Raw genomic sequence first — 24,972 nt, 5'->3', positions numbered from 1 at the left:
CAGTAATGAATAAAATTTTATTTATTTTATCTTTTTTCCTTTTCTGCAGTATTTCGAATGCGCAGGATTCTTTGGTGACAGAAGATCCACCAAAAATTGCTGCGATAAAATACACTGAAAAAGATATTCAAATTGATTCAGACTCAATTGAAGGCAAGACTTTTTCAAAAAATTACCAGAAAAAATATACCGATCCAGATTTTGTTTACGAACACAAAGCTCCCGAAAAAAGTCTTTGGGATCGTTTTAAAGACTGGCTTGCCAGTATTTTTAGAAGTCTGTTTTCATTTAGCACAAACGAAGCTTCTTTGAACTTTGTAGGTATATTGATCAGGATTATTTTGACGTTAGGAGTTATTTTGATGATTTATTTAATCGTTAAAGCAATTATCAATAAAGAAGGTCAATGGATTTTTGGTAAAAATTCAAATAAAAGAACCGTTTATTATTCTGATATTGAAAAAAATATTCATCTTCTTGATTTCGAAAAATTGATAAAAGAAAGTCTCGAATCTGGTGAAAAACGTGCTGCAATCCGATACTATTATCTTTGGCTTTTAAAAATAATGGCTCAGAATAATTATATCGAATGGGATATCGAAAAAACAAATTCAGATTATTTATACGAACTTCAAAGACCTGTTCATAGAGAAGAGTTTACATACTTGTCATACCTATACAATTATATTTGGTATGGCGAATTTGAAATTGATGAAAACACTTTCAACAAAGCACAAAGTAGATTTAAGAATGCAATAAAAACCTTTAGTTAATGAATAAAAGTATCAAAATATACATTTCTGTTCTGGTTTTTATTTTTATCTTAATTCTAGTTTCAGATTACAACAAACCAAAACCTATCGATTGGCGCCCAACTTATTCTGTCAACGACAAAATCCCTTTTGGATTATATGTTTTTGATAAAGAAATTGGCGGTATTTTTAAGAAGCAAAAAATTCAAAGAATTTCTGCAGTAACGCCTTATGAATTTTTAGATTCAAAATATGATGAAGATTCATTAGTCGAAACTTATTCTGTAAAAGGAACTTTTGTTAATATTTCTGTACAGAATAACATTGACGATCAATCAATGAAAGAAATTATGTATTTCGTTTCACACGGAAATAATGCTTTTTTAAGTATGGCAAATTTTCCAAAGCCTTTATTAGACAGTTTAAAGTTTGAGTATACTTCAAATTTCCGTCCAACAGATAGTTCATTAGTTTGGATGGCTAATAAAAAACTGAGTCGAAAAGCATACAAATCAACAGGCGATATTGCCGATTATTTCTCAAAAATTGATACGCTAAACACAATCGTTTTAGGTTATCAGGGAAATCCAAAAAAGAAGAAAAACATCAATTTTATACAAATTCCTTATAAAAACGGAAACTTCTTTCTGCACATGCATCCTGTTGCTTTTACAAATTATAATCTGCTCAAAAAGGATCGCTGTCAATATGCTGAAAATGTGCTTTCGTATATTCCAAAAGGAGATATTTTTTGGTATACCAAATCACAGACAGATGAAAACATTTCGTCTTCGCCGCTTCGATATATTTTTAGTCAGCCGGCCTTAGCATGGGCTTTGTATTTATCCCTGATTGGGATGCTGATTTTTATGATATTTAATGCCAAAAGAAAACAGCGAATTGTTCCTATTTTGCAGCCACTGTCTAATTTGACAATTGATTTTACCAAAACAATTGGTAATTTGTATTATCAGGAAGGCGATCACAAGAATATCATCGATAAAAAAATCATTTATTTCTTAGAAAGAATCAGAACTGAATATTTAATCGATACCACAAAACTGGACGACGAGTTTGTCAAAAAACTGCATCATAAAACAGGTAAAGATGAAAAAGATATTCAGGAACTCGTATTTTTAATTAACGAACACCGAAATAGTTATCATGACAGCATTGAACAGGATTTAATCCGAATTAATAATGCAATCGAAAAAATTATACATTAAATAAAATAGCTGCAGCAGATTTAAGATTACAATACATTTTCTAAAATCATTTTTAATCCTTTTAATCTGTGGCAAAAAAATAAAATAAAACGAATTAAAAAACACACCAAACATGGACGATATTAATACACCAGAAACAGAAATCACAAATGAAAATGTGAATTTTGAAACCAGAATAAATTTAGCTCCTCTTTTAGAGCATGTAAACGCCATTAAAAAAGAAATCGAAACAGTAATTGTAGGACAGCATAAAATGGTTGACCAGCTTTTGGTTGCTATTTTATCAAACGGACACGTTTTATTAGAAGGTGTTCCGGGAGTTGCCAAAACAATTACAGCAAAATTATTGGCTAAAACATTAAATATTGGCTTTAGCCGAATTCAGTTTACGCCAGATTTAATGCCATCTGATATTTTAGGAACATCTATTTTTAATTTAAAAAGTTCAGAATTTGAATTCAAAAAAGGGCCAATATTCTCTAATTTAATTTTAATTGACGAGATCAACCGTGCACCTGCAAAAACTCAGGCCGCTCTTTTTGAAGTTATGGAAGAGCGTCAAATTACAATTGACGGTTTTGGATATAAATTAGAAACTCCGTTTTTGGTAATTGCAACGCAAAACCCAATTGAGCAGGAAGGAACTTACCGTTTGCCTGAAGCGCAATTAGACCGTTTCTTGTTCAAAATCACGATTGATTACCCAAAATTAAACGAAGAAATCCTGATTATTCAAAGAGAACATTTATTGCAGGATCACGGGAAATTAGAAGCCATTCAAACGCTTCTTTCTTCTGCAGAAATAAATCAGTATCAGGCTTTAGTTAAACAAATTAGAGTAGAGCAAAATCTATTAGAATATATCGCAAGAATCGTAGTAAACACACGTGAAAATGCGTTTTTATACTTAGGAGCTTCGCCTCGTGCTTCAATCGCAATTTTGAACGCTTCAAAAGGTTTCGCAGCCATCCGCGGACGTGATTTCGTTACTCCGGAAGATATTAAAGAAGCAGCAATTCCAGTTTTACAGCACCGTGTTATCGTTGCGCCAGAACGTGAAATGGAAGGAATTACAAGTTCTGAAATTATCAAACAAATTATTGAAACCGTAGAGATTCCTAGATAATTCTCTGTTCCTGCGAGGTTTTCAAAACCTCGTAGGTATTAATCGTATAATTTATTCTAAGTCAAAAATACCTACAAGGTTTTGAAAACCTTGCAGGAAAACTTGAAACTTGAAACCTGAAACTATAAAAAAAAGTGAAGTTTATAAAAAGTCTATATCTCAATAATTTCTTCTTCTATGTGCTTTTGGGCATTGTAGCATTATTTGCCTGCGCTTTTATTTTTCCGAATTTGTACAATGCGGTTTGGTTTATTGTTTTGGTTTTGATCACTTTTGTAGGTTTGGATATTTTAATATTATATCTGGCAAAAACAGGAATTGAAGCCGAGAGAATTACACCGGAAAAACTTTCAAATGGAGATTTAAATCCAATAAACATTCAAATAAAAAATCATTATACTTTTCCAATTTTGGTCAGGATAATTGATGAAATTCCATTTCAATTTCAGGTTCGTAATTTTAAAATTGCAAAAAGAATAAAAGCTTCAGAAGAAAAAGAAATTGGATACGATCTTCGTCCAACAGAACGCGGCGAATATCATTTTGGTTATTTAAATGTTTACGTTTCTTCACCTTTGCGATTAATTTCAAGAAGATTTTCTTTTGCCAAAGATCAAATGGTGCCAACTTATCCGTCTTATATTCAATTGAGAAAATACGATTTATTGGCATTTTCAAATAATTTGTATCAATACGGAATCAAGAAAATCCGCCGAATTGGTCATACTATGGAATTTGAACAAATTAAAGAATATGTTCAGGGAGATGATCTTAGAACTATAAACTGGAAAGCTACGGCAAAGAAAAATGCGCTGATGGTGAATCAGTTTCAGGACGAAAAATCACAGTCTGTTTATTTAGCAATTGACAAAGGACGCGTTATGCAAATGCCTTTTGACGGTTTAAGCTTATTGGATTATGCGATAAATTCGACATTAGTTTTATCAAATGTAATTTTGAAAAAACAGGATAAAGCTGGAATTTTTGCTTTTTCTAAAAAAGTAGAAAACAGAGTTTTTGCAGAAAGAAGAGGTTCGCAAATGCAAAAAATCCTCGAAACTTTATACAATATCAAAACCGACTTTTTCGAAAGCGATTACAGCCGATTGTATGTTGATATAAAGAAAAACATCAACCAAAGAAGTTTAATTATTCTGTACACAAATTTCGAAACTATGGACGGTTTACATCGCCAACTTCCCTATTTAAAAGGAATTGCAAAAAGTCATTTACTGGTTGTCGTCTTTTTTCAGAATACGGAATTAAACGCTATCATTAATAAAAAAACAGATACGATTCAGGAAGTTTACGATAAAGTAATTGCCGAAAAATTCATGTTTGAAAAACGTCTTATTGCAAATGAATTGAAGAAATACGGAATTCATTCGGTTTTAACGCAGCCTGAAAATTTGACTTTAGATGCTATTAATAAGTATTTGGAGATTAAGGCAAGAGGGATTTTGTAAATCATTTATTTCTTCCAAAAATCATCAACCAAAATCATCAATCAAAAATCTAATCCATAAATGAAAAAGCGCTTTATTATTGCTTTATTATTTTTTACAGTAACTTTTTTTGGACAAATCCCGAACACCTTAACCCCAAGCGATAAAGTCTTCGGACTTTCAAAATTCTGGCAGGAAGTAAATTACAATTTTGTCTATCTTGATAAGGTCGACAGAACAATGTGGGACAATCGATACAAAGAACTTATTACAATTGTTCAAAACACAAAAAACGACTATGATTATTACCGTGAACTTCAAAAATTTTGTGCTTTATTAAAGGACGGGCATACAAATGTTTATTTCCCAAAAAGTACTGAACCCATGACTGGGATGTTTGGAGACTACAAACTTTTCATTAAAAATATTGAAGGTAAAGCTATAATAGTCCGAACAAATTACAGCAAAAAAGATGAAATTCCTGTGGGAAGCGAGATCATTGAAGTGAATGAAAAACCAACCCAAAAATTTATTAATGAAAATGTCGCTCCTTACATCTCTTCTTCTACCGACTATGTTTTACAAGATTGGAGTATTTCAAATCTATTAAAAGGGCTTGAAGGAGAAACTTTTATAGTTAAAATAAAAAAGCCTAATAAAAAGATTATTGAGCTTACATTAACGCATAAAAAAACGGAAGAAAAGGAAGTTTTCCCGGTAGAAACCGAAAAAAAACTTTTAGATTTTAAATGGGTAAATAAAGAAACCGCTTATCTTTCGCTAAATTCATTTAGTGATGAAAAAATTGATAGTTTGTTCGTTACAAAACTTCCTGAATTATATAAAGCCAAATCATTAATCGTTGATTTACGCAGTAACGGAGGAGGCAGTACAAATATTGGAACCGAGATTTTACAATATCTGACAAACGATACTATTCTTTACGGATCACGACAAAAAACCAGAGACCATCTTCCGGCTTACAAAGCATGGGGAAAATTTATTGATGCTAAAGATACTATTAACATTCCGTGGATGAAAAAAGCCTATTTATCTTATCATGATCAATTCTATTTTGATTTTGAATATAATCCAACTACAACTAAATTAAAAGCTAAACGAATTGTGGTTCCAACTGTAATTTTACTTGGTCATAATACAGCTTCGGCCGCTGAAGATTTCTTAATTTTTGCCGATAATCAAAAACATATGATTAAAATGGGCGAAAAATCATTTGGGAGCACAGGACAGCCTTTCTTATTTGATTTACCTGGCGGAGGTTATGCCAGAGTCTGTACCAAAAAAGATACTTATCCAGACGGAAGAGAATTTGTAGGCTATGGAATAAAACCAGATATAGAAATTGCACCTACTTTAAATGACTATTTAAACAATAAAGACAACGTATTAGAAGAAGCGATTAAGTATTTAAAAACTCAAAAAAAGTAATTTCACAATATAAGTTTTCAATAACCGAAGAAGTATAAAAAAATGTTTATTTCTTAAAACTGAATAATTAACCATTCTGTTTTTTATAAATATCTTTAAACTTTTAATTTGTAAAACTATAAGGAATGAAAAAGTCAATTTTAATTCTATTCATTTTAACAAGCTTTTTATCTTCTGCACAAAAAACAGAAAACATCATCATCATTACTACTGACGGTTTTAGATGGCAGGAAGTTTTTAAAGGATTAGATCCGGCGATTGCCAATGATAAAAAATTCAATCAGGGCGACAGTACTTATATTTATAAAAAATACTCCGCTTCAGATTTTGCAGCATCACGCCAAAAAATCATGCCTTTTTTCTGGACAGAAATTGCTTCGAAAGGGCAAATTTATGGAAATCGAGATCTTGGAAGTAAAGTAGATGTTTCAAATCCGTATTGGTTTAGTTATCCTGGATATAGCGAAATCATGACCGGAAATGTTGACGTTCAGATAAATTCTAACGGCTACAAACCTAATCCAAACGTAAATGTTCTGGAATTCCTGAATAAACAATCTAAACTAAAAGGGAAAGTTGCTGCTTTTGGTGCATGGGATGCTTTTGACCGAATTTTAAATGAAGAAAGAAGTGGTTTTCCGGTAATTTCGGCTTTTGATAATGTAGGCGGAAACAAACCTACAGCCTCTCAAAAACTATTAAACGAAATGCGAAATAATTCGTTTAAACCTTTTCACGAAGATGAATGTCTTGATGTTTTTACGCATTATGAGGTAATGGACGAACTTAAAACCAAGAAACCAAAAGTGCTGTATATCTCTTACGGCGAAACCGACGAGTGGGCGCATCATGGTCATTACAGATCATATTTAGATGCCGTAAATCAGGTAGATAAATGGATTAAGGAAATCTGGGATTTTGTACAAAATGATCCTCAGTACAAAAACAAAACGACTATATTTATTACCGTAGATCACGGCCGCGGCGACAAAGTAAAATCACAATGGACAGATCACGGAGCTGATGTTGCAGGCGCATCGCAAATTTGGTTCGCCGCAATGGGACCGGAAATTGCCCCAAAAGGCGAAATAAAAACAGATTCTCAATTCTACCAAAAACAATTCGCTCAGACTTTTGCCAAAATCATGGGATACAATTTCACCACAGACCATCCTGTTGAAAGCGAGATTAAAGAAATTTTTGAGAAATAACTGAGTTGTTGTTTGCCACAAATTACACGAATTTTCACGAATTTATTTTGATTGAACTCAATTATAATTCGTGAAAATTCGTGTAATTCGTGGCGAAAACTATAAATATTCAAAACCTTGCAGGAAGAAAAAAACTCTGTACCTTTGAGCCTTTGCAACTTTGAGACTCAAAAAAATGAAACAAATAACTTCAGTTCAAAATCCGTTTATAAAATCGCTTGCTTTATTACAGGAAAAAGCAAAAGCCAGAAAACAAACCGGAACTTTTTTAATTGAAGGACAACGCGAAATTTCATTAGCCATAAAAGGCGGTTACGAAATTGAAACCGTTTTATTTTTACCCGATTTAGTTACCGAAAATCAAATCAATAAACTGGTTGCTCAATCGGTTCAGTTAATCGAAATTAACAAAGAAGTTTATCAAAAACTGGCTTATCGCGATACAACCGAAGGTATTTTGGCTGTAGCCAAAACCAAATCTTTAAAATTATCTGATTTAAAATTATCTGATAATCCATTAATTTTAGTGGCAGAATCTCTGGAAAAACCGGGAAATGTTGGTGCAGTTTTACGTACCGCAGATGCCGCAAATCTTGATGCCGTTTTAATTGCAGACCCCAAAAGCGATTTATACAATCCAAATATTGTGCGTTCCAGCGTTGGCTGTTTGTTTACCAACCAAATCGCAACCGGAACAACCGAAGAAATTATTGCTTTTTTAAAAGAAAAAAAGATCAATTTTTATTCGGCAACTTTACAAAATTCAACTTCCTATCATACCCAAAACTTCACCACTCCAACCGCTTTGGTTGTTGGTACAGAAGCGACAGGCTTAACGCAAAAATGGCGTGACGAAGCAACACAAAACATTATTATCCCAATGCAGGGCGAAATCGACAGCATGAATGTTTCTGTCGCTGCTGCTATTTTAATTTTTGAAGCGAAAAGACAAAGAGGGTTCTGATTTTAGATTTTAGATTTTAGATTTTAGATTTATAAAAAATCGCTCGCTCTTTTTTATTGGAATTTGGAGTTTAAAAAATTGGAATTTATTTTCTGTCAGGCTGAGCAAAGTCGAAGCCATTTTCAACGACGAAAAATTCAAAATCAAACCCTCAAAAATCTAAAATCTTAACTCTAAAATCAACAATCCATTCCCTTGCGTATGTTCTAAGTTATTCTTATTTTTAGTACTTGAACTATGCCGTTATGATAGAAATAGATATTGAAAAAGAAAACAAAGCAATTACGCACGAATACAAGGAATTACTGCGAATTAGTTACCAGACTTTAACACCTGCCGACAAAAAATTAATTCGGAAAGCTTTTGATGTTGCTGTTGATGCTCATAAAGAACAAAGACGCAAATCTGGTGAAGCGTATATCTTTCATCCTATTGCAGTTGCGAAAATTGTTGCCTCAGAAATTGGTCTGGGAGCGACCTCTATTGCCGCGGCTTTACTACACGATGTTGTCGAAGATACTCCTATAACTGTTGAAGATATTGAGCGTTTATTTAACCCAAAAGTAGCGCAGCTTGTTGAAGGTTTAACTAAGATTTCATTAGTTCAAAAAGACTTAAATGCATCCATGCAGGCGGAGAATTTCCGCAAAATGATTCTGACTTTGAACGATGACGTGCGTGTAATTTTGATAAAATTAGCCGATCGTCTTCATAATATGCAGACCATGGATTCGATGGCAGAATATAAACAGACAAAAATTGCGTCTGAAACGCTTTATATCTACGCTCCTCTCGCCCATCGTTTGGGACTTTACAATATCAAAACCAAATTAGAAGATTTGGGATTAAAATACACAGAACCTGCTGTATACGAAGATATTGTAAGCAAAATTCGAGAAACGAAAGAAGAACAGGATGCTTACATTAAAGATATCTCTGATGTTTTGAAAAAATCTCTTGATGTTGAAAATATAGATTATATTATAAAAGGCCGTCCAAAATCTATTTATTCTATTCGCCGTAAAATGCGTGCGCAAAACGTAAGTTTTGATGAAGTGTACGACAAATTTGCGCTTAGGATTGTTTATAAATCAGATCCGCATGATGAAAAATTCATCGCCTGGAAAATATATTCCATCGTAACCGATCATTACAGACCAAGCCCAAGCCGATTACGTGACTGGATTTCATCTCCAAAATCAACCGGCTATGAAGCACTTCACATTACTGTTATGGGACCAAAAGGACGCTGGGTTGAAGTTCAGGTTCGAAGCGAACGTATGGATGAAATTGCCGAAAAAGGTTATGCAGCACATTATAAATATAAAAATGGCGCAAGCGAAGAAAGCGGCTTAGATGTCTGGCTAAATTTACTTCGTGAAGCTTTAGAAAATCCGGAGACAAATGCGGTAGATTTTGTAGAAGATTTCAAAATGAATTTATATTCAAAAGAAATTTTCATATTTACCCCAAAAGGAGAAATAAAATCATTACCAAAAGGTGCAACTTCGCTGGATTTTGCTTTTAGTATTCACTCTGAAATTGGAATTAAAACAAGAGGAACCCGCGTAAACGGACGTCTTGTGCCTTTAAACCATGAATTAAAAAGCGGTGATCAGGTTGAAGTTATTACATCGGCAAACCAAAAACCTACGGTAAACTGGCTGGAATATGTAACAACTTCAAGAGCAAAAAATAAAATCAAAAATGTTCTTAACGAGAACACGAAAAAAATTGGCGAGGAAGGAAAAGAATTACTTACCCGAAAACTTAAACATTTAAAAATCACACTTAACGAACAAGTTACAAACGAGTTAGTTAACTTTTTTAAATTAAAAACCAGTTTAGATTTATTTTATCGCGTTGGAATTGGCGCTATCGAAAATCAGCAGTTAAAAGATTACGCCGCACAAAAAGGAAATACGTTTATCAATTTCTTTAAAAATAAAATTAAAAGAAATAAAGACAACACCGCTGCCGAAGATATTCACAAACCAGTCATTAGCAGTAATTATGACATGTTGGTTTTTGGAACAGAACATGATAAGCTCGATTATAAACTTTCGCAATGCTGTAACCCAATTCCGGGTGATGATGTTTTTGGTTTTGTAACGATAAACGAAGGAATTAAAGTGCATAAAAAAGATTGTCCAAACGCTATTGGAATGCAGTCTAATTACGCATACAGAATCATGAGTGCCAAATGGATAGATTCTTCTCAAGAAGAATTTAAAGCCATTATAAATATTACCGGAATGGACGTTTTAGGACTTACAAATCAATTAACGCGAGTGATTTCAAACAATATGAGCGTGAATATTCAAAGTATTTCTTTGAGTACCGATGCCGGAATTTTTCACGGACAAATTGCTGTAATTGTTCAAAACAATACCATTTTGAAGAAAATGATCAATGCTATTAAGAAAATTGACGGTGTTGATAAAGTTACCCGAGAATATAGAACCTAGTCTTAAAAATATTTTACAAATTGAGTTATGAGTAATGAAAACCTAGAAATTCCCGAAGTTATTTTTGATGAAAATGGAGAACTTTTAATTGTCGCTTCTAAATCTTCTTCAAAAGATGATTTCGATTTTTTTCAGGGAAAATCGGTTATTCGTAACAAAAAATTAAAAACAAGATTTGCCAATTGCACGGAGTGGATCGAATTTCCTTCAACTCAGGAAATGTATAAAATTTTAAACGGAATTGGGAATATTGATAATTTTCTTGCCATTTTTGACGGTGAACCTTTTGAAGGAATGACCGTTAGATTATTTAATCCGAAGACAAAATTGTGGAGCATTTACTGGGCCGATTCCAATTCAGGAACATTAGACAAACCTGTTGTAGGCTCATTTGAAGATAAAATTGGACATTTTTTCTCTAAAGATATTTATGAAGGCAAAAATGTAATTCAGGTATTTAGATGGGATGCCCGTGACGAAAACAATCCGGTGTGGAGTCAGGCCATGTCTGACGATCAGGGAAAAACATGGGAATGGAACTGGTACATGTATATGTCAAAAACGAGCTGAAAATCTGTTATTTTTCTCCTAAATTAAAATAATTATGTTAATTAAGTTCTGTTGAACTTTGTAAAATATAATAGCGCAAAAGCCTGAATTTGGTACATTATCTGTTATCAAATTCCAGTTTAAACGTTAAACTTTAAACCCGAAACTTTTATTCATTAAAAATAAAAAATTATCTTTGCAGGATATGACACTTATTTCAACTGACAACACTAAGAATCAAGAAATTGTAAAAAATGTTTTTACAATGTATCTTGAACAAAAAGGGCATCGCAAAACTCCTGAGCGTTATGCTATACTTCAGGAAATTTACGATAGCGAGGAGCATTTTGACATAGAAAACCTATACATCAAAATGAAAAACAAAAACTACCGTGTGAGCAGGGCTACGCTTTACAACACGATCGAGTTATTGTTAGACTGCGCTTTGGTTAGAAAACATCAATTTGGACAAAATCAGGCTTACTACGAAAAATCATATTTTGATAAACAGCATGATCATATCATTATGACAGATTCTGGTGAGGTAATCGAATTTTGCGATCCAAGAATTCAAACCATCAAAAAAACTATCGAAGAGATATTTGATATTGAAATCACAAATCACTCGCTTTATTTCTACGGAAACAAAAAACAGAGTTCACAGTCTTAAAAGAAAGACTTTTTCAAAAAATTAAAAAAAAGAAAATTAACTACATAATCAGTAGGACAGCTTTTAATTGTCCTAACGCAAATTAAAAACAGAATGACGGTAGATTTATTACTAGGATTACAATGGGGAGATGAAGGTAAAGGAAAGATTGTTGACGTTCTTACCTCAAATTATGATATTATTGCACGTTTTCAAGGAGGACCAAATGCAGGACATACATTAGAATTTGATGGAATTAAGCACGTACTTAGAACTATTCCTTCTGGAATTTTCCATAAAGATTCAATAAATATTATCGGAAATGGTGTTGTAATTGATCCTGTAGTTTTTCAAAAAGAAATTGAAGGTTTAGAGAAATTCAACCTTGACATCAAAAAGAAATTAATCATTTCAAGAAAAGCGCATTTAATTTTACCAACGCACCGTTTGCTTGACGCGGCTTCTGAAGCTTCAAAAGGAAAAGCAAAAATTGGTTCTACGCTTAAAGGAATTGGCCCAACTTACATGGACAAAACAGGTAGAAACGGTTTACGTGTAGGTGATATCGAATTAGAAGATTTTAACGAGCGTTACAGAGCATTGGCTGACAAGCACGAAGCTATGATTGCTTTCTATGATGTTGCAATTCAATACAATTTAGCAGAACTTGAAAAAGAGTTTTTTGAAGCTATCGAAGAATTAAAAAAATTAGATTTTATTGACAGTGAAGAATATATTCACCAAGCTCAAAAAGCAGGTAAATCTATTCTATGCGAAGGAGCTCAGGGTTCTTTATTAGATGTTGATTTTGGAACTTATCCTTTTGTAACTTCATCAAATACTACTGCTGCCGGAGCTTGTACTGGTTTAGGAATTGCTCCTAACAAAATCAAAGAAGTGTACGGAATTTTTAAAGCTTATGTTACACGTGTTGGTAGCGGACCTTTCCCAACTGAACTTTTTGACGAAGTTGGTGCGACAATGGCAAGAGTTGGTAACGAATTTGGATCTGTTACAGGAAGACAAAGACGTTGCGGATGGTTAGACCTTGTAGCTTTAAAATATGCTGTTCAGGTAAATGGAGTTACGCAATTGATGATGATGAAAGGTGATGTTCTTTCTGGTTTTGAAACTTTAAAAGTTTGTACAGAATACAACTATAAAGGTCAAAACATTGCTCACTTCCCTTATAACATTGAACCAGAAAATGTTACTCCGGTTTACAAAGAGTTTAAAGGATGGAAAGCAGATTTAACAGGATTGACAACTTATGATGCATTGCCAATCGAGCTAAAAGAATATATTGAGTTTATTGAAAAAGAAATCGAAGTGCCAATCAAAATTGTATCGGTTGGACCAGACAGAAAGCAAACAATAACAAAATAATACATTTAAACGCTCTGATAATCAGGGCGTTTTTTTTTATGAAACTATTTTCGAAATGAGAAAAAATCCAGAAATTGAAATTAAAGAAACAAAGTTATTATCAGACAATTGGTATATTTTAAATCATGTTTCTTTCAGTTATAAAAAAGAAAACGAAGAGTCTGAAATACATACGCGTGAGGTATATGATCGAGGAAATGGCGCCGGAATCTTACTTTATAATTCAACTAAAAAAACGGTTATTTTAACGCGTCAGTTTCGTTTGCCTACTTTCCTTAACGGAAATAAAACAGGAATGATGATTGAAGTCTGCGCAGGACTTTTAGATCAGGACAATCCTGAAAGTGCTATTATTCGCGAAACAGAAGAAGAAACAGGTTATCGTATTTCCAAAGTCCAAAAAGTTTTTGAAAGTTATATGTCTCCGGGCGCTGTAACAGAAATTTTGTATCTTTTTGTTGGAGAATACGATGAAAGCATGAAAGTAAGTGAAGGCGGCGGACTTGATGCTGAACAGGAAAACATTGAAGTTTTGGAATATACTTTTGATGAAGCTTATGCTATGATTGAATCTGGAGAGATTACAGATGCTAAAACTATTCTGTTATTACAGCATGCAAAAATTAAAGGTTTGATATAATTATAGTTTTTAACAATTATCTTAACTAAATGATAACTAATAACATTATTGGGCGGACGTATTTCATTTCAATAAATGATGATGAAGGAAGTTCTTTTACTTTAGAGCATAATGACATACAATATCTCATTACCGCTAAACACGTTATTGATTCACTAAATTTTAAAAATGGTGACAATATTGAAATAAACATTTCTTATGATGAAAAGTGGCATAAACTAAAATGTGTAGCTTATCAACATCATGATCCAGGTATAGACATCGTAGTTTTAAAGCTTGAGAAGCCAACTTTCCCACAATATCCTATTAGTTTTGTTATGGAAAATTTGTATTACGGAGGAGATGTATTTTTTTTAGGATTCCCTTACGGAATGTTCACAAAAGATGATAGCAAAATTAACAATAAATTCCCTCTTCCTTTTGTAAAGAAAGGTATATTATCAGCAATGCAGAGAGAATTCAGTATTACAACTTTATATCTTGACGCTCATAATAATAATGGTTTTTCTGGTGGTCCTGTTATTACACTAAATCAAAAAAAAGAAGTAAGCATTGTAGGCGTAAATGTTTCGTACATTAAACACGAAAAATATTTAAATATTGAAGAATCAGACGAAGATGGCGAATTATTTGAAAAACAAGTAGATTATTTCGAAAACTCAGGAATTATGGAAGCACAAGGAATTAATCATGTCTTTGAAATATTAGAGCAAAATAAGTTATAACAAAAAGTTGCAAATGAAAATCAAGCAAACTATTCAAAGAATTATGTAACCCTTTTTAACTATCATATGTATAATTTTATTTCTATAAAATTACGACCTATGAAAAAGTTATATTATACAGCAAACGTATTCCTTATATTGATTTTAGGACTGTTAGTTTCTTGCAAAAAGAGCGACACAGCAAATCTTACTGAAAATAAAAACACTAAACCTAAAAAGAAAATAGAATACAAGAAACCAGAATCTACTATTTCTTATCAAATAGCTAAAACAAAAGACTGGCTTAAAACTAATGAAGCCGACAGCAGTAAACTGGATATTGTGTATGCAGTCAACAGAACTGATAAAGCAAATTTTAAGAAGTTAGATTCCGTAGTTATTCCGGCAGATTTTAGCGGAGATTTAGTTTATTATTTACCATTTCCACTGCATGTTGTTGCTTTAGAAGAAGTCTCTAAAATCATTATTTTCTCCTATCCTACCCAGACTTTTGCTGCTTACGAAAACGGCGAGCTAGTTTATACAGGCCCAACAAATATGGGAAGAAAAAAAGATCCAACACCAACCGGGTTATTTTTCACCAATTGGAAAGCAGAAAAAACAACAAGTACTTTTAATGACGAATGGGATTTAAAATGGAATTTCAATATCGAGAACAAACTCGGAGTTGGTTTTCACGAATATGAATTACCGGGTTATCCGGCATCACATTCTTGTTTGAGATTACTGGAAAAAGATGCCAAATATCTTTACAAATTTGCCGATGAATGGATTTTGAAAGACAAAGAAAATGTAAAAGTAAAAGGAACTCCCGTTGTAGTTTTTGGAAGTTATAATTTTGACGGTCCAAAACCGTGGCTGCAATTGGCTTCTGATCCAAAAGTTTTAAATATATCTGAATCTGATATTGAGAAAGAGGTAAAACCTTTTATTCAGAAGATTTTAGACAATCAAAAATTAAGGGAAGCAGAACAACAAACTACTGCTCTTTAATAAAATATTTTTTCATGAAAAGCAGCTTATAATTTATCTATAAGCTGCTTTTTTGTTTTAAAAATTTAGGTGAAATAAAATCCCCATTGATGATAATTTGTCTATTTTCGTTTCATAAAGCGTCAAATATTTATCTCCCTAACTTTCACACATGAAAAAAACTTTTTTACTACTTTTTATTTTTACAACTTTTCAAAATTACTGCCAGTCAAATCAAATTTTAGACTTCAAACCGGGTTACTCGCCTGAAACTATCTACAATCAAACAGTAACAAATTCTTCAGATTATGAAATGACATATTCAGGGTCAGAAAAATTACTGGAAGTATTAAAGAAAAATGGAACAGAAAATCCAGTCAAAATTAAGAGTTCATTTAATGTAGAAACTGTTTCTAAAACTGGTAAAATTGATAAAGATGGAAATTTCCCTATTACTATAGAATACCTAAAAGCTTTTGATAAAGATGGAAAAAGTGTAATTCCAAGCGGAACTCTTTTGTATGGTAATGCCACGCTTTCAAGCATGCCAAAATTGGATTCGATCGTGGGTAAAGGAATGGAAGAAAACTTTAAAAATAGTATTTTCCAAATGGTTCAAAGTACTTTTAATCAACTAGCTCTGCCGGAGAAAAAATTAAAAGCAGGTGAATCTTTTTCACAGGAAAGCCCGCTTACACTTCCTATTGCCGGTATTAATTTTGAAATGGTCATCAAAACAACCTATAATCTAAAAAGTTTTACTACAAAATCTGCCTTTTTTGATATTGTTCAGTCATATACAATGAAACTTGCTGATACTCGCTTTGAGTCGAGTGGTTCAGGAAATGGAACAGGAAAATTAGTCTATGATATCCCCAATCATTTTGTAAGTGAAAATACTTTAAACATGGAATTAAATCTTAACTTAAAGCATACCGACTTTAATATCGATTTAAAATCAAAAAGCGATTATAGTCAACTTGCTAAAATCTCCAAAAAATAAATCAAAAAAAGGCATAAGAACCAAACTCTTATGCCTTTTTTATATTTGAAAAACTAAAAATTATCTAGAATAATTTGGAGCTTCTTTTGTAATCGTTACGTTATGTGGGTGACTTTCAGTGATTCCGCTTGACGTGATTCTAACAAAACGTCCAGATTCTTGTAAAGTTGGAATATCTTTTGAACCACAATATCCCATTCCGGCACGAAGACCTCCAATAAATTGAAGCATACTTTCGTTTAATTCACCTTTGTAAGGAACACGACCAACAATTCCTTCCGGAACTAATTTTTTAACGTCGTCTTCAACATCCTGGAAATAACGATCTTTTGAACCTGTTTGCATTGCTTCAACAGAACCCATTCCACGGTATGATTTGAATTTTCTTCCTTCGAAGATAATAGTTTCTCCCGGAGATTCTTTTGTTCCTGCTAATAATGAACCTAACATTACACAGTCAGCACCTGCAGCAATTGCTTTAGGAATATCTCCTGTATAACGAATTCCACCATCGGCAATTACAGGAACTCCAGTTCCTTTAATAGCAGCAGCAACTTCTAAAACTGCTGAAAACTGAGGGAAACCAACACCTGCAACGATACGTGTAGTACAGATAGAACCAGGACCGATTCCTACTTTTACACCATCAGCACCATTTTCTACTAAATATTTAGCAGCTTCCGGCGTTGCAATGTTTCCAACTACTACATCTATTTGAGGGAATTTTGATTTTACTTCTTTCAATACATTTACCACACCTTCAGTATGTCCGTGTGCTGTATCAATAATAATAGCATCTACTCCGGCAGCCACTAAAGCTTCAGCTCTTTGAACTGCATCTCCTGTAACGCCAATTGCAGCTGCAACTCTCAAACGACCAAAAGTATCTTTGTTAGCGATTGGCTTTTGAGTCAGTTTTGTAATATCTCTAAACGTAATTAAACCAACTAATTCGTTTTTAGCGTTTACAACTGGTAATTTTTCGATTTTATGGCCTTGTAAAACTACTTCGGCTTGTTCTAGTGAAGTTCCTTCGGCAACCGTAACTAAGTTTGTACTTGTCATTACCTCAACGATTGGTCTTGCTCCGTTTTTTTCGAAACGTAAATCACGATTGGTAACAATTCCTTTAAGGATTCTGTTTTCGTCAACAATTGGAATACCGCCAATTCCGAATTCTCTCATGGCGTTTTTAGCGTCTGCAATAGTTGAATTCATTGGTAATGTTACCGGATCGATAATCATTCCTGCTTCAGCACGCTTTACTTTTCTAACCTTCGCAGCTTGCTGCTCGATTGTCATGTTTTTATGTAAAACTCCAATTCCGCCTTCTTGTGCCATAGCGATTGCCATTGCACTTTCGGTCACTGTATCCATAGCAGCAGATACGATTGGAACGTTTAATGTTATGTTTCTTGAAAATTTTGATTTGATACTCACTTCGCGGGGAAGCACATTCGAGTAGTTAGGTACTAATAATACATCGTCGTAAGTTAAACCTTCGCCGATAATCTTGGAGTTGTGTGCTATCATGGTGCAATTTCTAGTTGAATTGCGTGCAAATATAGTGAATAAATTGCTAACTTAAATACTAACTTATTCATAAATTTATATTTACAGGAAACATCTTACGATTTAAATTCCAAATTTTTAAATTCCAAATTCCAATTAAAAACAGCGAAATAAAGGTTTCACATTCTCAGAAATTGGAATTTGGAATTTAAATAATTGGAATTTTATTTTTTATCTTGAAAAATGAAGTTGAAACCGAATTGAAACGCAAGACTATGAGCCTTCGTTACATCTTTATATTCTAAAACATTATCGAATAAAGCATAAATATTAAATTTTCCGAGAGTTCCGGAAAGCCCCAAACCAATATTTTTATTCGAATACGGATCGAATGTATAAGTTACTTTAGCATCTAGTTTTTCAAAAATACTACGTTGATAAAAAGCCGTCAAAGCAGCGTAAGGTGTTTCGGGCATTGTCATTAAAAACAATTGCGCGCCAACGCCATTTAAATATCTTGTTTCATTTGAACCTTTACAATTACACTCTCCGTCATATCTAGATTCACCAAATGAATATTGAATGGAAGAATTAAATTTTACCGGACGCCAGGTTGTATATTTAGCATAAGACGTATCGCGCGGAATGGCGGCATCAAATTCATCAAAAATATTTTCCGGTTCATTTACAGCATCAAAATTTGGATTTACTCCGTCGTATCTATAGGCTCCTTTATACCTTAACGTCTCAATATCTTTAGTATGTTTTATAAAACCAACATCAAGAATGCTGGCAGTAAACTGTAGATTTTCTTTAATATTATACGTAATACCGGCATCAAATCCCAAACCTAAACTTCCGTTTAAAAAAGTATTATGTGCAATATCACCCGGAATACTTCCTTCATATTCATCTTTTGTAAATTTTCCGATGCCCGAAGTTTTAAGCTCTAAATTTGATTCGATTATTTGGGTATATAAATTTGTTCCCGTTCCTTGTCCGGTATAAATATATCCCGAGTTTTTAGTTGAAGTTGCATTGGCACCGCTGGAATAAATTTTAGCTCTTCCGCCTAAAACCAGTTTTTTATTTAGCCTTTTATGAAATCCAACATGAAAAACAGAAAGCACTTCGGCACGTAAATTTAAATCGGCTAAATTGAATGATTTTCCGATATAATTCTGATTTCCGTCTACGCCTAAAATGGCAAGATCTTTTGGGAAATACATTAAAAAATCAAATTCCTGATAAGCACCAAACGAAACATACGATTGGCTGTCTTCGCCTCCTACTCTAAATCCACCGGAAAATATTTCAAGCTGCTGGTTTACCTGTGTTTTATCATTTGGAGATGATTTATTGATAATATTTCGGACTTTATCATTAAAATCTACTCCATTATCTGCAAATAAATCATAGGCAGAAAAGCTGCTCGAACCAATATTGGCAGAAACTCCCGAAAGAAGCGGAACTCCAAAATAATATTTATAGGAAACATCGGCACCCGGATTTACAAGCAATGACTGCGGAATCGAAGTAAAATTGTACAACACTTGTTTATTTTGAGAATAACAAAAAAGCTGCAGCAGAGGCATCAAAATTAAAAGTCCTTTTCTCATTTTATCTTCATATAAACGGTTGCACCTGATTTGAATTTTAAATTACCTGTAATATCACCCGATCCAGATCCTGTTACGGTTGTTACTATAAAACCAATTTTTGTAGCCTGTTTTAATAAATTTAATCTTTCTCCTTCAAAAACTTCTGTTGGATATTTTATGATATTTGATCCTCCGGTATAAGTTGGAACAGCTAAATCAATGGTTTCTAATACCTGATTATTCTCATCTATAAACTGCAGTTCAATTTCAAAAGCTCTGTTTACCGTATTTTCGATTTCGAAATTAAGTTCGGCTTTTGCCAGATTATCTGTGAAAAATTTCTTTTTAAAAACATCAAAATCTTCAACATCAGGCGGTATTTGCTGTCCTGGCCCATTATCATTGATTTCATCAGCAGTAACAGTAAAGTAGGCTAGATTTGCCACAAAAACAGGTTCAAGCACAAAATCATCGATTTGGTCAAAGTCTAAATCACTTGAACAAGAGAGCAATAAAACTGCAGAAAAGAGTGTTATAGAGATTCTATATAAAAGATTTCGTTTCATTTTTTAATTTAATTAAAGATAAATAAAAACGCCTTTTCTTGTCAGATATTACTTATTTTACATTGTTTTTTTAATGAAATTTTCCAAATAATTTAGATGCTTCATTATAAGCACTTTCAAAACTTAAAGAATTAAGTCCTGTTATTTTTTTATTGGCAGTAAAATACGAAATCAATTTTTCTGTCGGCATGTTTCCGGTTAATTTATCGGTCGCCATTGGGCATCCTCCAAATCCCTGAATCGCGCCGTCAAAACGAATACATCCGGCTTTTGATGCCGCATCGATTTTTTCAAACCAGCTGTCTGGCGTAGTATGCAGATGTGCTCCAAACTCGATTTCAGGATATTTCGGAATTAAATTCGAAAACAAATACGTAATAACATCTGGCGTAGAACTTCCTACGGTATCAGAAAGCGATAAAATTTTAACGCCCATTCCGGCCAGTTTTTCGGTCCATTCTGCCACAATTTCTACATTCCACGGATCTCCATACGGATTTCCAAATCCCATGGAAAGATAGGTTACAACTTCTTTATTTTTTTTATCGGCGATTTCCAGAATTTCTTCTAAAGTAATTAAAGACTCGGCGATTGTTTTATGTGTATTACGCATCTGAAAATTTTCAGATATCGAGAAAGGAAACCCTAAATATTGAATGGCTTCATGTTCTGCAGCCTGAGCTGCGCCTTGTGTATTGGCAATTATCGAAAGTAATTTACTGGTTGTCTGCGATAAATCTAATTGTGCCAAAACCTCGGCAGTATCCTGCATTTGCGGAATTGCTTTTGGAGAAACAAAACTTCCAAAATCGATTGTATCAAACCCTACACGAAGCAAAGCTTGTATATAAGTTACTTTATTTTTTGTTGGAATAAAGGTTTTGATACCCTGCATGGCGTCTCGTGGACATTCGATAATCTTGATCTCTTTATTCAAAGCTTATTCTTTTGTAAAAGCTAAGTTAGCTTCTTTTTTAAAGAAATAAAAATTAACTCTTTGCGAATTATTTATTTTAACCTTATCAGGCTGTTTTTTTTACCATATAAGTTAATATAAGGTCATTTAAATTTAGTTCTTGAATAATTTTTGTTAGAGCAATATAAGTTTTCTGAGTTATTTTTTTTAACCATATAAGTTATTTAAGGTCATTTAAATTTTAATGCTGGATAGTTTCTTGTAAGTTAAATATAAGTGTATCTGTCTTTATTACGTTATATCGTAATAGATGCATTTATTACACAAAAACGTAATATTTTAAAATATTACCAAAAAGTGTAATAATTAAATTTATTACTTATATTTGTAATAGAATTTTTATTATTTTTTAATTATATTTGATTATGACTAGTGTAATTACAGGTGACATAATTGGTTCAAGACAACAGGAATCTCAGCATTGGGTCGAAGATTTAAAAAAAATCCTGGCTCCGCTTGGTCAAACGCCAGATGAATGGGAAGTATATCGTGGTGACGAATTTCAAATTGAAGTTAAAAATCCGGAAGATGCTTTATTGACAGCCATTTTAATAAAAGCGCATTTGCGAACCATAAAATCTGATGCACGAATGAGCATTGGTTTTGGAGATAAAACACATAATGCCGAGAAAATTTCTGAAAGTAACGGAACGGCTTTCATCAATTCAGGAGAACTTTTTGAGACTTTAAAAAAGCAAAAAGTGACTTTAGCATTGCGAACTGGCGATAATGATTTTGATGAAAAACTGAATTTAATGATTCAGCTGGCTTTGACTTTTATGGATAACTGGCTCGTGCAGTCGGCAGAATTTGTTGCAAAAGCTATAGAAAACCCAAGTCTTTCACAGGAAGAATTGGGACAAAAATTAGGTATTAATCAAGCTGCCGTAAGCCGAAGACAAAAGCGCGCTCAGTTTGATTTGGTTATGAATTTAGATCGTTATTTTAGAACACAAATAAAACAACTTACAGCCCCATGATTTTATTTATAAAACTGTTTTTAGCCCATTTATTAGGCGATTTTATCTGGCAGCCCAATTCATGGGTTATCGATAAAGAGAGTAAAAAACACAAAAGTATTTACTTATATATTCATGTTTTATTACACGGAGTTTTAGCCGCGATTTTGGCCGGAGAAATTAGTTTTATTCCGTATGCCGTTTTAATTGCTGTTGTACACGGCATCATCGATTTAATTAAACTGAATTTCCAAAAAGAGAAAACAAAACGCACTTGGTTTGTAGTGGATCAAATTGCACATATTTTGGTTTTAATAGGCGTGGTTCTTTTATACCAAAACAAAGGCATTATTTATTTTTGGCAGGATAACGCATTCTGGTTTTTGATTACCGGATTTTTACTGCTGACTAAACCGACTTCTATTTTCATCAAAACCATTATTTCAATCTGGGCGCCCGAAAACGAAAACAGCCATCAGGATAACTCACTGATAGCTGCCGGAAATTATATTGGTATTTTAGAACGCTTGTTTGTATTCGGATTTATCTTAACCGGACATTTTGAAGCGATTGGATTTTTATTGGCTGCAAAATCTATTTTTAGATTTGGAGATTTAAAAGAAGCCAAAGACCGAAAACTAACGGAATATGTTTTAATTGGAACATTAATCAGTTTCGGAATTGCGATTCTTGCCGGAATACTTGTTCAGGCACTTCTTTTACAACCCTAAAACTTTTTTGTTGATTGCTTTTATTAACGCTGGTCCTTCATAAATAAAACCAGTGTACAATTGCACTAAACTTGCTCCTGCATTTAATTTTTCGATGGCATCATCGGCAGAGTGAATTCCTCCTACTCCAATAATTGGGAATGCTTTATTGCTTTTTTCCGAAAGAAAACGAATTACTTCTGTAGAACGTTTTGTTAATGGTTTTCCAGATAAACCTCCCATTTCAGATTGGTTTTGAGACTGAAGTCCGTCTCTTGAAATAGTAGTATTTGTTGCAATTACACCCGCAATCTGTGTAGTTTTTACAATATCAATAATATCTAATAACTGCTCATCTGTAAGATCTGGAGCAATTTTCAATAAAATTGGTTTTACTTTTTGAGTACTTGTTTTTTGCTTTTCGACATTTCTGTTTTGCAGCGTTTGTAACAAAGCAGTTAAAGGTTCTTTATCCTGCAGTGCTCTTAAATTTGGCGTATTTGGAGAACTTACGTTTACTACAAAATAATCTACGTGATCAAAAAGTGCATCAAAACAAATGATATAATCGTCAACCGCATTTTCGTTTGGTGTCACTTTATTTTTTCCGATGTTTCCACCAATTAAAACGCCCGAATTCTTTTTCAAACGTTCTACCGCTTCCAAAACTCCGCCGTTATTAAAACCCATTCGGTTAATAATTGCCTGATCTTCTTTTAAACGGAACAAACGTTTTTTAGGGTTTCCTTCCTGACCAACCGGAGTTACAGTTCCAATTTCGATAAAACCAAAACCAAAATCAGAAAGTTCTTTGTACAACTTCGCATCTTTATCAAATCCTGCCGCAAGTCCAACCGGATTTTTGAATTTAATTCCGAAAACTTCTCTTTCTAAACGAGCGTCTTTTACTTCATAAATTGATCTTATAATTGCCGAAACTCCAGGGATTTTTGAAATGAATTTTACAAATGAAAAAGTAAAGTAGTGCACTTCTTCCGGATCAAACCAAAAAAGTATTGGGCGAATTATCAATTTATACATAAGAGTTGTGTTGTTGTTATTTTGGCTGCAAATTTAAATATTATAGTTTAAAAAGGTGCTGTTTTACAAAAACAAATAATTTCTATTTTATTCCATTCTTCAAAACTTATCTAAAAGATATGAAGTCAAAAAGCTAAAATTTTAGGTTGCAAGTTATAATATGAAACAACTTTAAATCTTTAACAGACTAAAATCAAACATCTATACCCTAATTTTGAAATACTTAACATAATATTTACTGCAAAATTCTTCATTTTTAAGAATAACAGAATTTAGCTTTTTTGATACCTCCCAAAATCATTTTATATAAGCACAATAGCGGTTACATTTTTTTAGAGATTAAATTTTATAGGAAATTAGACGATTTCCTTAAAATTAAAAAAAGAGTTAACACCATAAATAATCAAATTATGAAAACCAATACTATTAAGATATTTAAAATAAGTATCATTTTATTGCTACTATGCCTTGTGCCCGGTGTAGCTTTAAAAGTATCAGCACAGGTTGATCCCCAGCAAATTACCAAAGAAACTTTTAAAGGTAAAATTAGTCTGGATATTCGGGATTCTAAAGAAGACTGGAGTTCTTATACTCCTAAAACAGCTCCAAAAGGAGCCCCAAACATATTATTTGTATTATATGATGACACTGGTCTTGCGGCCTGGTCTCCATTTGGGGGATCTATTAATATGCCAACCTTACAAAAATTAGCCGACAATGGATTGATTTACACGCAATGGCACACTACGGCTTTATGTTCTCCAACTCGTTCTACTTTATTAACCGGACGTAATCACCATTTAAATGGAATGGCGGCAATTACCGAAGCTGCAGCGGGATACCCTGGAGCAAGTGGAAGACTGCCAAAACAAGTTGCTACAATTGGACAAGTATTACAAGATAACGGATGGAGCACTTTTTGGATTGGAAAAGACCATAATGTTCCTGAACAAGATGTAGCCTCTGGAGGAGATCGCAGTACGTGGCCAATGCAAATGGGATTTGACCGCTATTATGGTTTTCTTGGAGGAGAAACCAATCA

General features: G+C 33.2%; 23 protein-coding genes. 18 read left to right on the top strand and 5 right to left on the bottom strand.

Translation table 11 applies throughout. From position 1 onward, the window contains the following. Nucleotides 1-5 precede the first annotated feature (5 nt). From B3C18_RS00925 to B3C18_RS00855, 15 genes are all read left to right on the top strand, one after another. A complete protein-coding gene (locus tag B3C18_RS00925; RefSeq protein WP_291140941.1) occupies nucleotides 6-773 on the top strand; it encodes a DUF4129 domain-containing protein in 768 nt (255 codons plus the stop codon). Next, entirely contained in the window at nucleotides 773-1,978 is a 1,206-nt protein-coding gene (locus B3C18_RS00920) for a DUF4350 domain-containing protein (protein ID WP_291140938.1), read from the top strand. The genes B3C18_RS00925 and B3C18_RS00920 overlap by 1 nt, the downstream gene beginning before the upstream one ends. 112 nt (nucleotides 1,979-2,090) lie before the next feature. Beyond that, nucleotides 2,091-3,104: an AAA family ATPase gene (locus tag B3C18_RS00915; RefSeq protein ID WP_291140935.1), complete on the top strand. Its 1,014-nt coding sequence runs from the start codon at nucleotides 2,091-2,093 to the stop codon at nucleotides 3,102-3,104. Nucleotides 3,105-3,238: 134 nt separating this feature from the next. After that, a complete protein-coding gene (locus B3C18_RS00910) occupies nucleotides 3,239-4,570 on the top strand; it encodes a DUF58 domain-containing protein (RefSeq protein ID WP_291140932.1) in 1,332 nt (443 codons plus the stop codon). A 60-nt stretch (nucleotides 4,571-4,630) separates the two neighbouring features. Next, nucleotides 4,631-5,998, top strand: a complete 1,368-nt coding sequence (locus tag B3C18_RS00905; RefSeq protein ID WP_291140929.1) for a S41 family peptidase — start codon at nucleotides 4,631-4,633, stop codon at nucleotides 5,996-5,998. A gap of 125 nt (nucleotides 5,999-6,123) precedes the next feature. Then, nucleotides 6,124-7,209 carry a phosphoglyceromutase gene (locus tag B3C18_RS00900; protein ID WP_291140927.1) on the top strand — a complete coding sequence of 362 codons (1,086 nt, stop codon included), beginning with the start codon at nucleotides 6,124-6,126 and terminating at the stop codon, nucleotides 7,207-7,209. Nucleotides 7,210-7,384: 175 nt separating this feature from the next. Beyond that, nucleotides 7,385-8,173 carry a TrmH family RNA methyltransferase gene (locus B3C18_RS00895; protein ID WP_291140923.1) on the top strand — a complete coding sequence of 263 codons (789 nt, stop codon included), beginning with the start codon at nucleotides 7,385-7,387 and terminating at the stop codon, nucleotides 8,171-8,173. A gap of 245 nt (nucleotides 8,174-8,418) precedes the next feature. Beyond that, the gene (locus B3C18_RS00890) at nucleotides 8,419-10,641 is read left to right on the top strand and encodes a RelA/SpoT family protein (RefSeq protein ID WP_056204002.1); all 2,223 of its coding nucleotides are present in this window, start codon (nucleotides 8,419-8,421) and stop codon (nucleotides 10,639-10,641) included. A 27-nt stretch (nucleotides 10,642-10,668) separates the two neighbouring features. Further along, on the top strand, nucleotides 10,669-11,211 hold the full coding sequence (locus B3C18_RS00885) for a hypothetical protein (RefSeq protein ID WP_291140918.1): 543 nt from the start codon (nucleotides 10,669-10,671) through the stop codon (nucleotides 11,209-11,211). 184 nt (nucleotides 11,212-11,395) lie between these two features. Continuing rightward, nucleotides 11,396-11,860 (top strand): Fur family transcriptional regulator, encoded by a 465-nt coding sequence (locus B3C18_RS00880; RefSeq protein ID WP_053471018.1) that lies wholly within the window; start codon nucleotides 11,396-11,398, stop codon nucleotides 11,858-11,860. A 93-nt stretch (nucleotides 11,861-11,953) separates the two neighbouring features. Next, the gene (locus tag B3C18_RS00875; protein WP_053471019.1) at nucleotides 11,954-13,225 is read left to right on the top strand and encodes an adenylosuccinate synthase; all 1,272 of its coding nucleotides are present in this window, start codon (nucleotides 11,954-11,956) and stop codon (nucleotides 13,223-13,225) included. Between the two features lie 55 nt (nucleotides 13,226-13,280). Beyond that, nucleotides 13,281-13,865 (top strand): NUDIX domain-containing protein, encoded by a 585-nt coding sequence (locus B3C18_RS00870; protein WP_291140912.1) that lies wholly within the window; start codon nucleotides 13,281-13,283, stop codon nucleotides 13,863-13,865. Between the two features lie 29 nt (nucleotides 13,866-13,894). Continuing rightward, complete coding sequence (locus B3C18_RS00865) at nucleotides 13,895-14,590, top strand: S1 family peptidase (protein WP_291140909.1); 696 nt, start codon at nucleotides 13,895-13,897, stop codon at nucleotides 14,588-14,590. Nucleotides 14,591-14,689: 99 nt separating this feature from the next. Further along, nucleotides 14,690-15,583, top strand: a complete 894-nt coding sequence (locus B3C18_RS00860) for a L,D-transpeptidase (protein WP_291140906.1) — start codon at nucleotides 14,690-14,692, stop codon at nucleotides 15,581-15,583. A 151-nt stretch (nucleotides 15,584-15,734) separates the two neighbouring features. Then, a complete protein-coding gene (locus B3C18_RS00855; protein WP_291140903.1) occupies nucleotides 15,735-16,565 on the top strand; it encodes a hypothetical protein in 831 nt (276 codons plus the stop codon). A 60-nt stretch (nucleotides 16,566-16,625) separates the two neighbouring features. Here B3C18_RS00855 and guaB read toward each other — a convergent pair whose 3' ends face one another. The 4 genes from guaB to B3C18_RS00835 form a co-directional block, all read right to left on the bottom strand. Next, a complete protein-coding gene (gene guaB / locus B3C18_RS00850; protein ID WP_291140900.1) occupies nucleotides 16,626-18,098 on the bottom strand; it encodes an IMP dehydrogenase in 1,473 nt (490 codons plus the stop codon). Nucleotides 18,099-18,301: 203 nt separating this feature from the next. Beyond that, complete coding sequence (locus B3C18_RS00845; protein ID WP_291140897.1) at nucleotides 18,302-19,696, bottom strand: DUF5723 family protein; 1,395 nt, start codon at nucleotides 19,694-19,696, stop codon at nucleotides 18,302-18,304. Beyond that, nucleotides 19,693-20,244: a hypothetical protein gene (locus B3C18_RS00840; protein ID WP_291140894.1), complete on the bottom strand. Its 552-nt coding sequence runs from the start codon at nucleotides 20,242-20,244 to the stop codon at nucleotides 19,693-19,695. The genes B3C18_RS00845 and B3C18_RS00840 overlap by 4 nt, the downstream gene beginning before the upstream one ends. Nucleotides 20,245-20,314: 70 nt before the next feature. Then, nucleotides 20,315-21,181 (bottom strand): hydroxymethylglutaryl-CoA lyase, encoded by an 867-nt coding sequence (locus tag B3C18_RS00835; RefSeq protein WP_053471029.1) that lies wholly within the window; start codon nucleotides 21,179-21,181, stop codon nucleotides 20,315-20,317. A gap of 404 nt (nucleotides 21,182-21,585) precedes the next feature. Between B3C18_RS00835 and B3C18_RS00830 the strand changes: the two genes are divergently transcribed. Further along, a complete protein-coding gene (locus B3C18_RS00830) occupies nucleotides 21,586-22,200 on the top strand; it encodes a SatD family protein (protein ID WP_291140891.1) in 615 nt (204 codons plus the stop codon). After that, nucleotides 22,197-22,910, top strand: coding sequence for a DUF3307 domain-containing protein (locus B3C18_RS00825; RefSeq protein ID WP_291140889.1), 714 nt, complete (start codon nucleotides 22,197-22,199; stop codon nucleotides 22,908-22,910). The genes B3C18_RS00830 and B3C18_RS00825 overlap by 4 nt, the downstream gene beginning before the upstream one ends. On the opposite strand, the gene B3C18_RS00820 is transcribed toward B3C18_RS00825, so the two are convergent. Continuing rightward, nucleotides 22,899-23,930 (bottom strand): quinone-dependent dihydroorotate dehydrogenase, encoded by a 1,032-nt coding sequence (locus B3C18_RS00820; RefSeq protein WP_291140887.1) that lies wholly within the window; start codon nucleotides 23,928-23,930, stop codon nucleotides 22,899-22,901. The two genes, B3C18_RS00825 and B3C18_RS00820, sit on opposite strands and share 12 nt — an antisense overlap. 410 nt (nucleotides 23,931-24,340) lie before the next feature. Between B3C18_RS00820 and B3C18_RS00815 the strand changes: the two genes are divergently transcribed. After that, a partial coding sequence (locus B3C18_RS00815) for a sulfatase-like hydrolase/transferase (RefSeq protein ID WP_291140885.1) occupies nucleotides 24,341-24,972 on the top strand: 632 nt, incomplete at its 3' end.

Origin of the sequence: Flavobacterium sp. UBA7680, from assembly GCF_002482975.1 — a bacterium.
Taxonomy (GTDB): domain Bacteria; phylum Bacteroidota; class Bacteroidia; order Flavobacteriales; family Flavobacteriaceae; genus Flavobacterium.
This window is presented reverse-complemented; position numbering and strand designations above follow the sequence as displayed.

Bases quoted from the DNA above. Each gene is read 5' to 3' on its own strand.
- B3C18_RS00880 (WP_053471018.1), top strand. From the start codon at position 11,396: ATGACACTTATTTCAACTGACAACACTAAGAATCAAGAAATTGTAAAA.
- B3C18_RS00920 (WP_291140938.1), top strand. From the start codon at position 773: ATGAATAAAAGTATCAAAATATACATTTCTGTTCTGGTTTTTATTTTT.
- B3C18_RS00925 (WP_291140941.1), top strand. From the start codon at position 6: ATGAATAAAATTTTATTTATTTTATCTTTTTTCCTTTTCTGCAGTATT.
- B3C18_RS00905 (WP_291140929.1), top strand. From the start codon at position 4,631: ATGAAAAAGCGCTTTATTATTGCTTTATTATTTTTTACAGTAACTTTT.
- B3C18_RS00840 (WP_291140894.1), bottom strand. From the start codon at position 20,244: ATGAAACGAAATCTTTTATATAGAATCTCTATAACACTCTTTTCTGCA.
- B3C18_RS00865 (WP_291140909.1), top strand. From the start codon at position 13,895: ATGATAACTAATAACATTATTGGGCGGACGTATTTCATTTCAATAAAT.
- B3C18_RS00895 (WP_291140923.1), top strand. From the start codon at position 7,385: ATGAAACAAATAACTTCAGTTCAAAATCCGTTTATAAAATCGCTTGCT.
- B3C18_RS00860 (WP_291140906.1), top strand. From the start codon at position 14,690: ATGAAAAAGTTATATTATACAGCAAACGTATTCCTTATATTGATTTTA.
- guaB (WP_291140900.1), bottom strand. From the start codon at position 18,098: ATGATAGCACACAACTCCAAGATTATCGGCGAAGGTTTAACTTACGAC.
- B3C18_RS00830 (WP_291140891.1), top strand. From the start codon at position 21,586: ATGACTAGTGTAATTACAGGTGACATAATTGGTTCAAGACAACAGGAA.
- B3C18_RS00915 (WP_291140935.1), top strand. From the start codon at position 2,091: ATGGACGATATTAATACACCAGAAACAGAAATCACAAATGAAAATGTG.
- B3C18_RS00820 (WP_291140887.1), bottom strand. From the start codon at position 23,930: ATGTATAAATTGATAATTCGCCCAATACTTTTTTGGTTTGATCCGGAA.
- B3C18_RS00845 (WP_291140897.1), bottom strand. From the start codon at position 19,696: ATGAGAAAAGGACTTTTAATTTTGATGCCTCTGCTGCAGCTTTTTTGT.
- B3C18_RS00890 (WP_056204002.1), top strand. From the start codon at position 8,419: ATGATAGAAATAGATATTGAAAAAGAAAACAAAGCAATTACGCACGAA.
- B3C18_RS00855 (WP_291140903.1), top strand. From the start codon at position 15,735: ATGAAAAAAACTTTTTTACTACTTTTTATTTTTACAACTTTTCAAAAT.
- B3C18_RS00825 (WP_291140889.1), top strand. From the start codon at position 22,197: ATGATTTTATTTATAAAACTGTTTTTAGCCCATTTATTAGGCGATTTT.
- B3C18_RS00870 (WP_291140912.1), top strand. From the start codon at position 13,281: ATGAGAAAAAATCCAGAAATTGAAATTAAAGAAACAAAGTTATTATCA.
- B3C18_RS00900 (WP_291140927.1), top strand. From the start codon at position 6,124: ATGAAAAAGTCAATTTTAATTCTATTCATTTTAACAAGCTTTTTATCT.
- B3C18_RS00875 (WP_053471019.1), top strand. From the start codon at position 11,954: ATGACGGTAGATTTATTACTAGGATTACAATGGGGAGATGAAGGTAAA.
- B3C18_RS00885 (WP_291140918.1), top strand. From the start codon at position 10,669: ATGAGTAATGAAAACCTAGAAATTCCCGAAGTTATTTTTGATGAAAAT.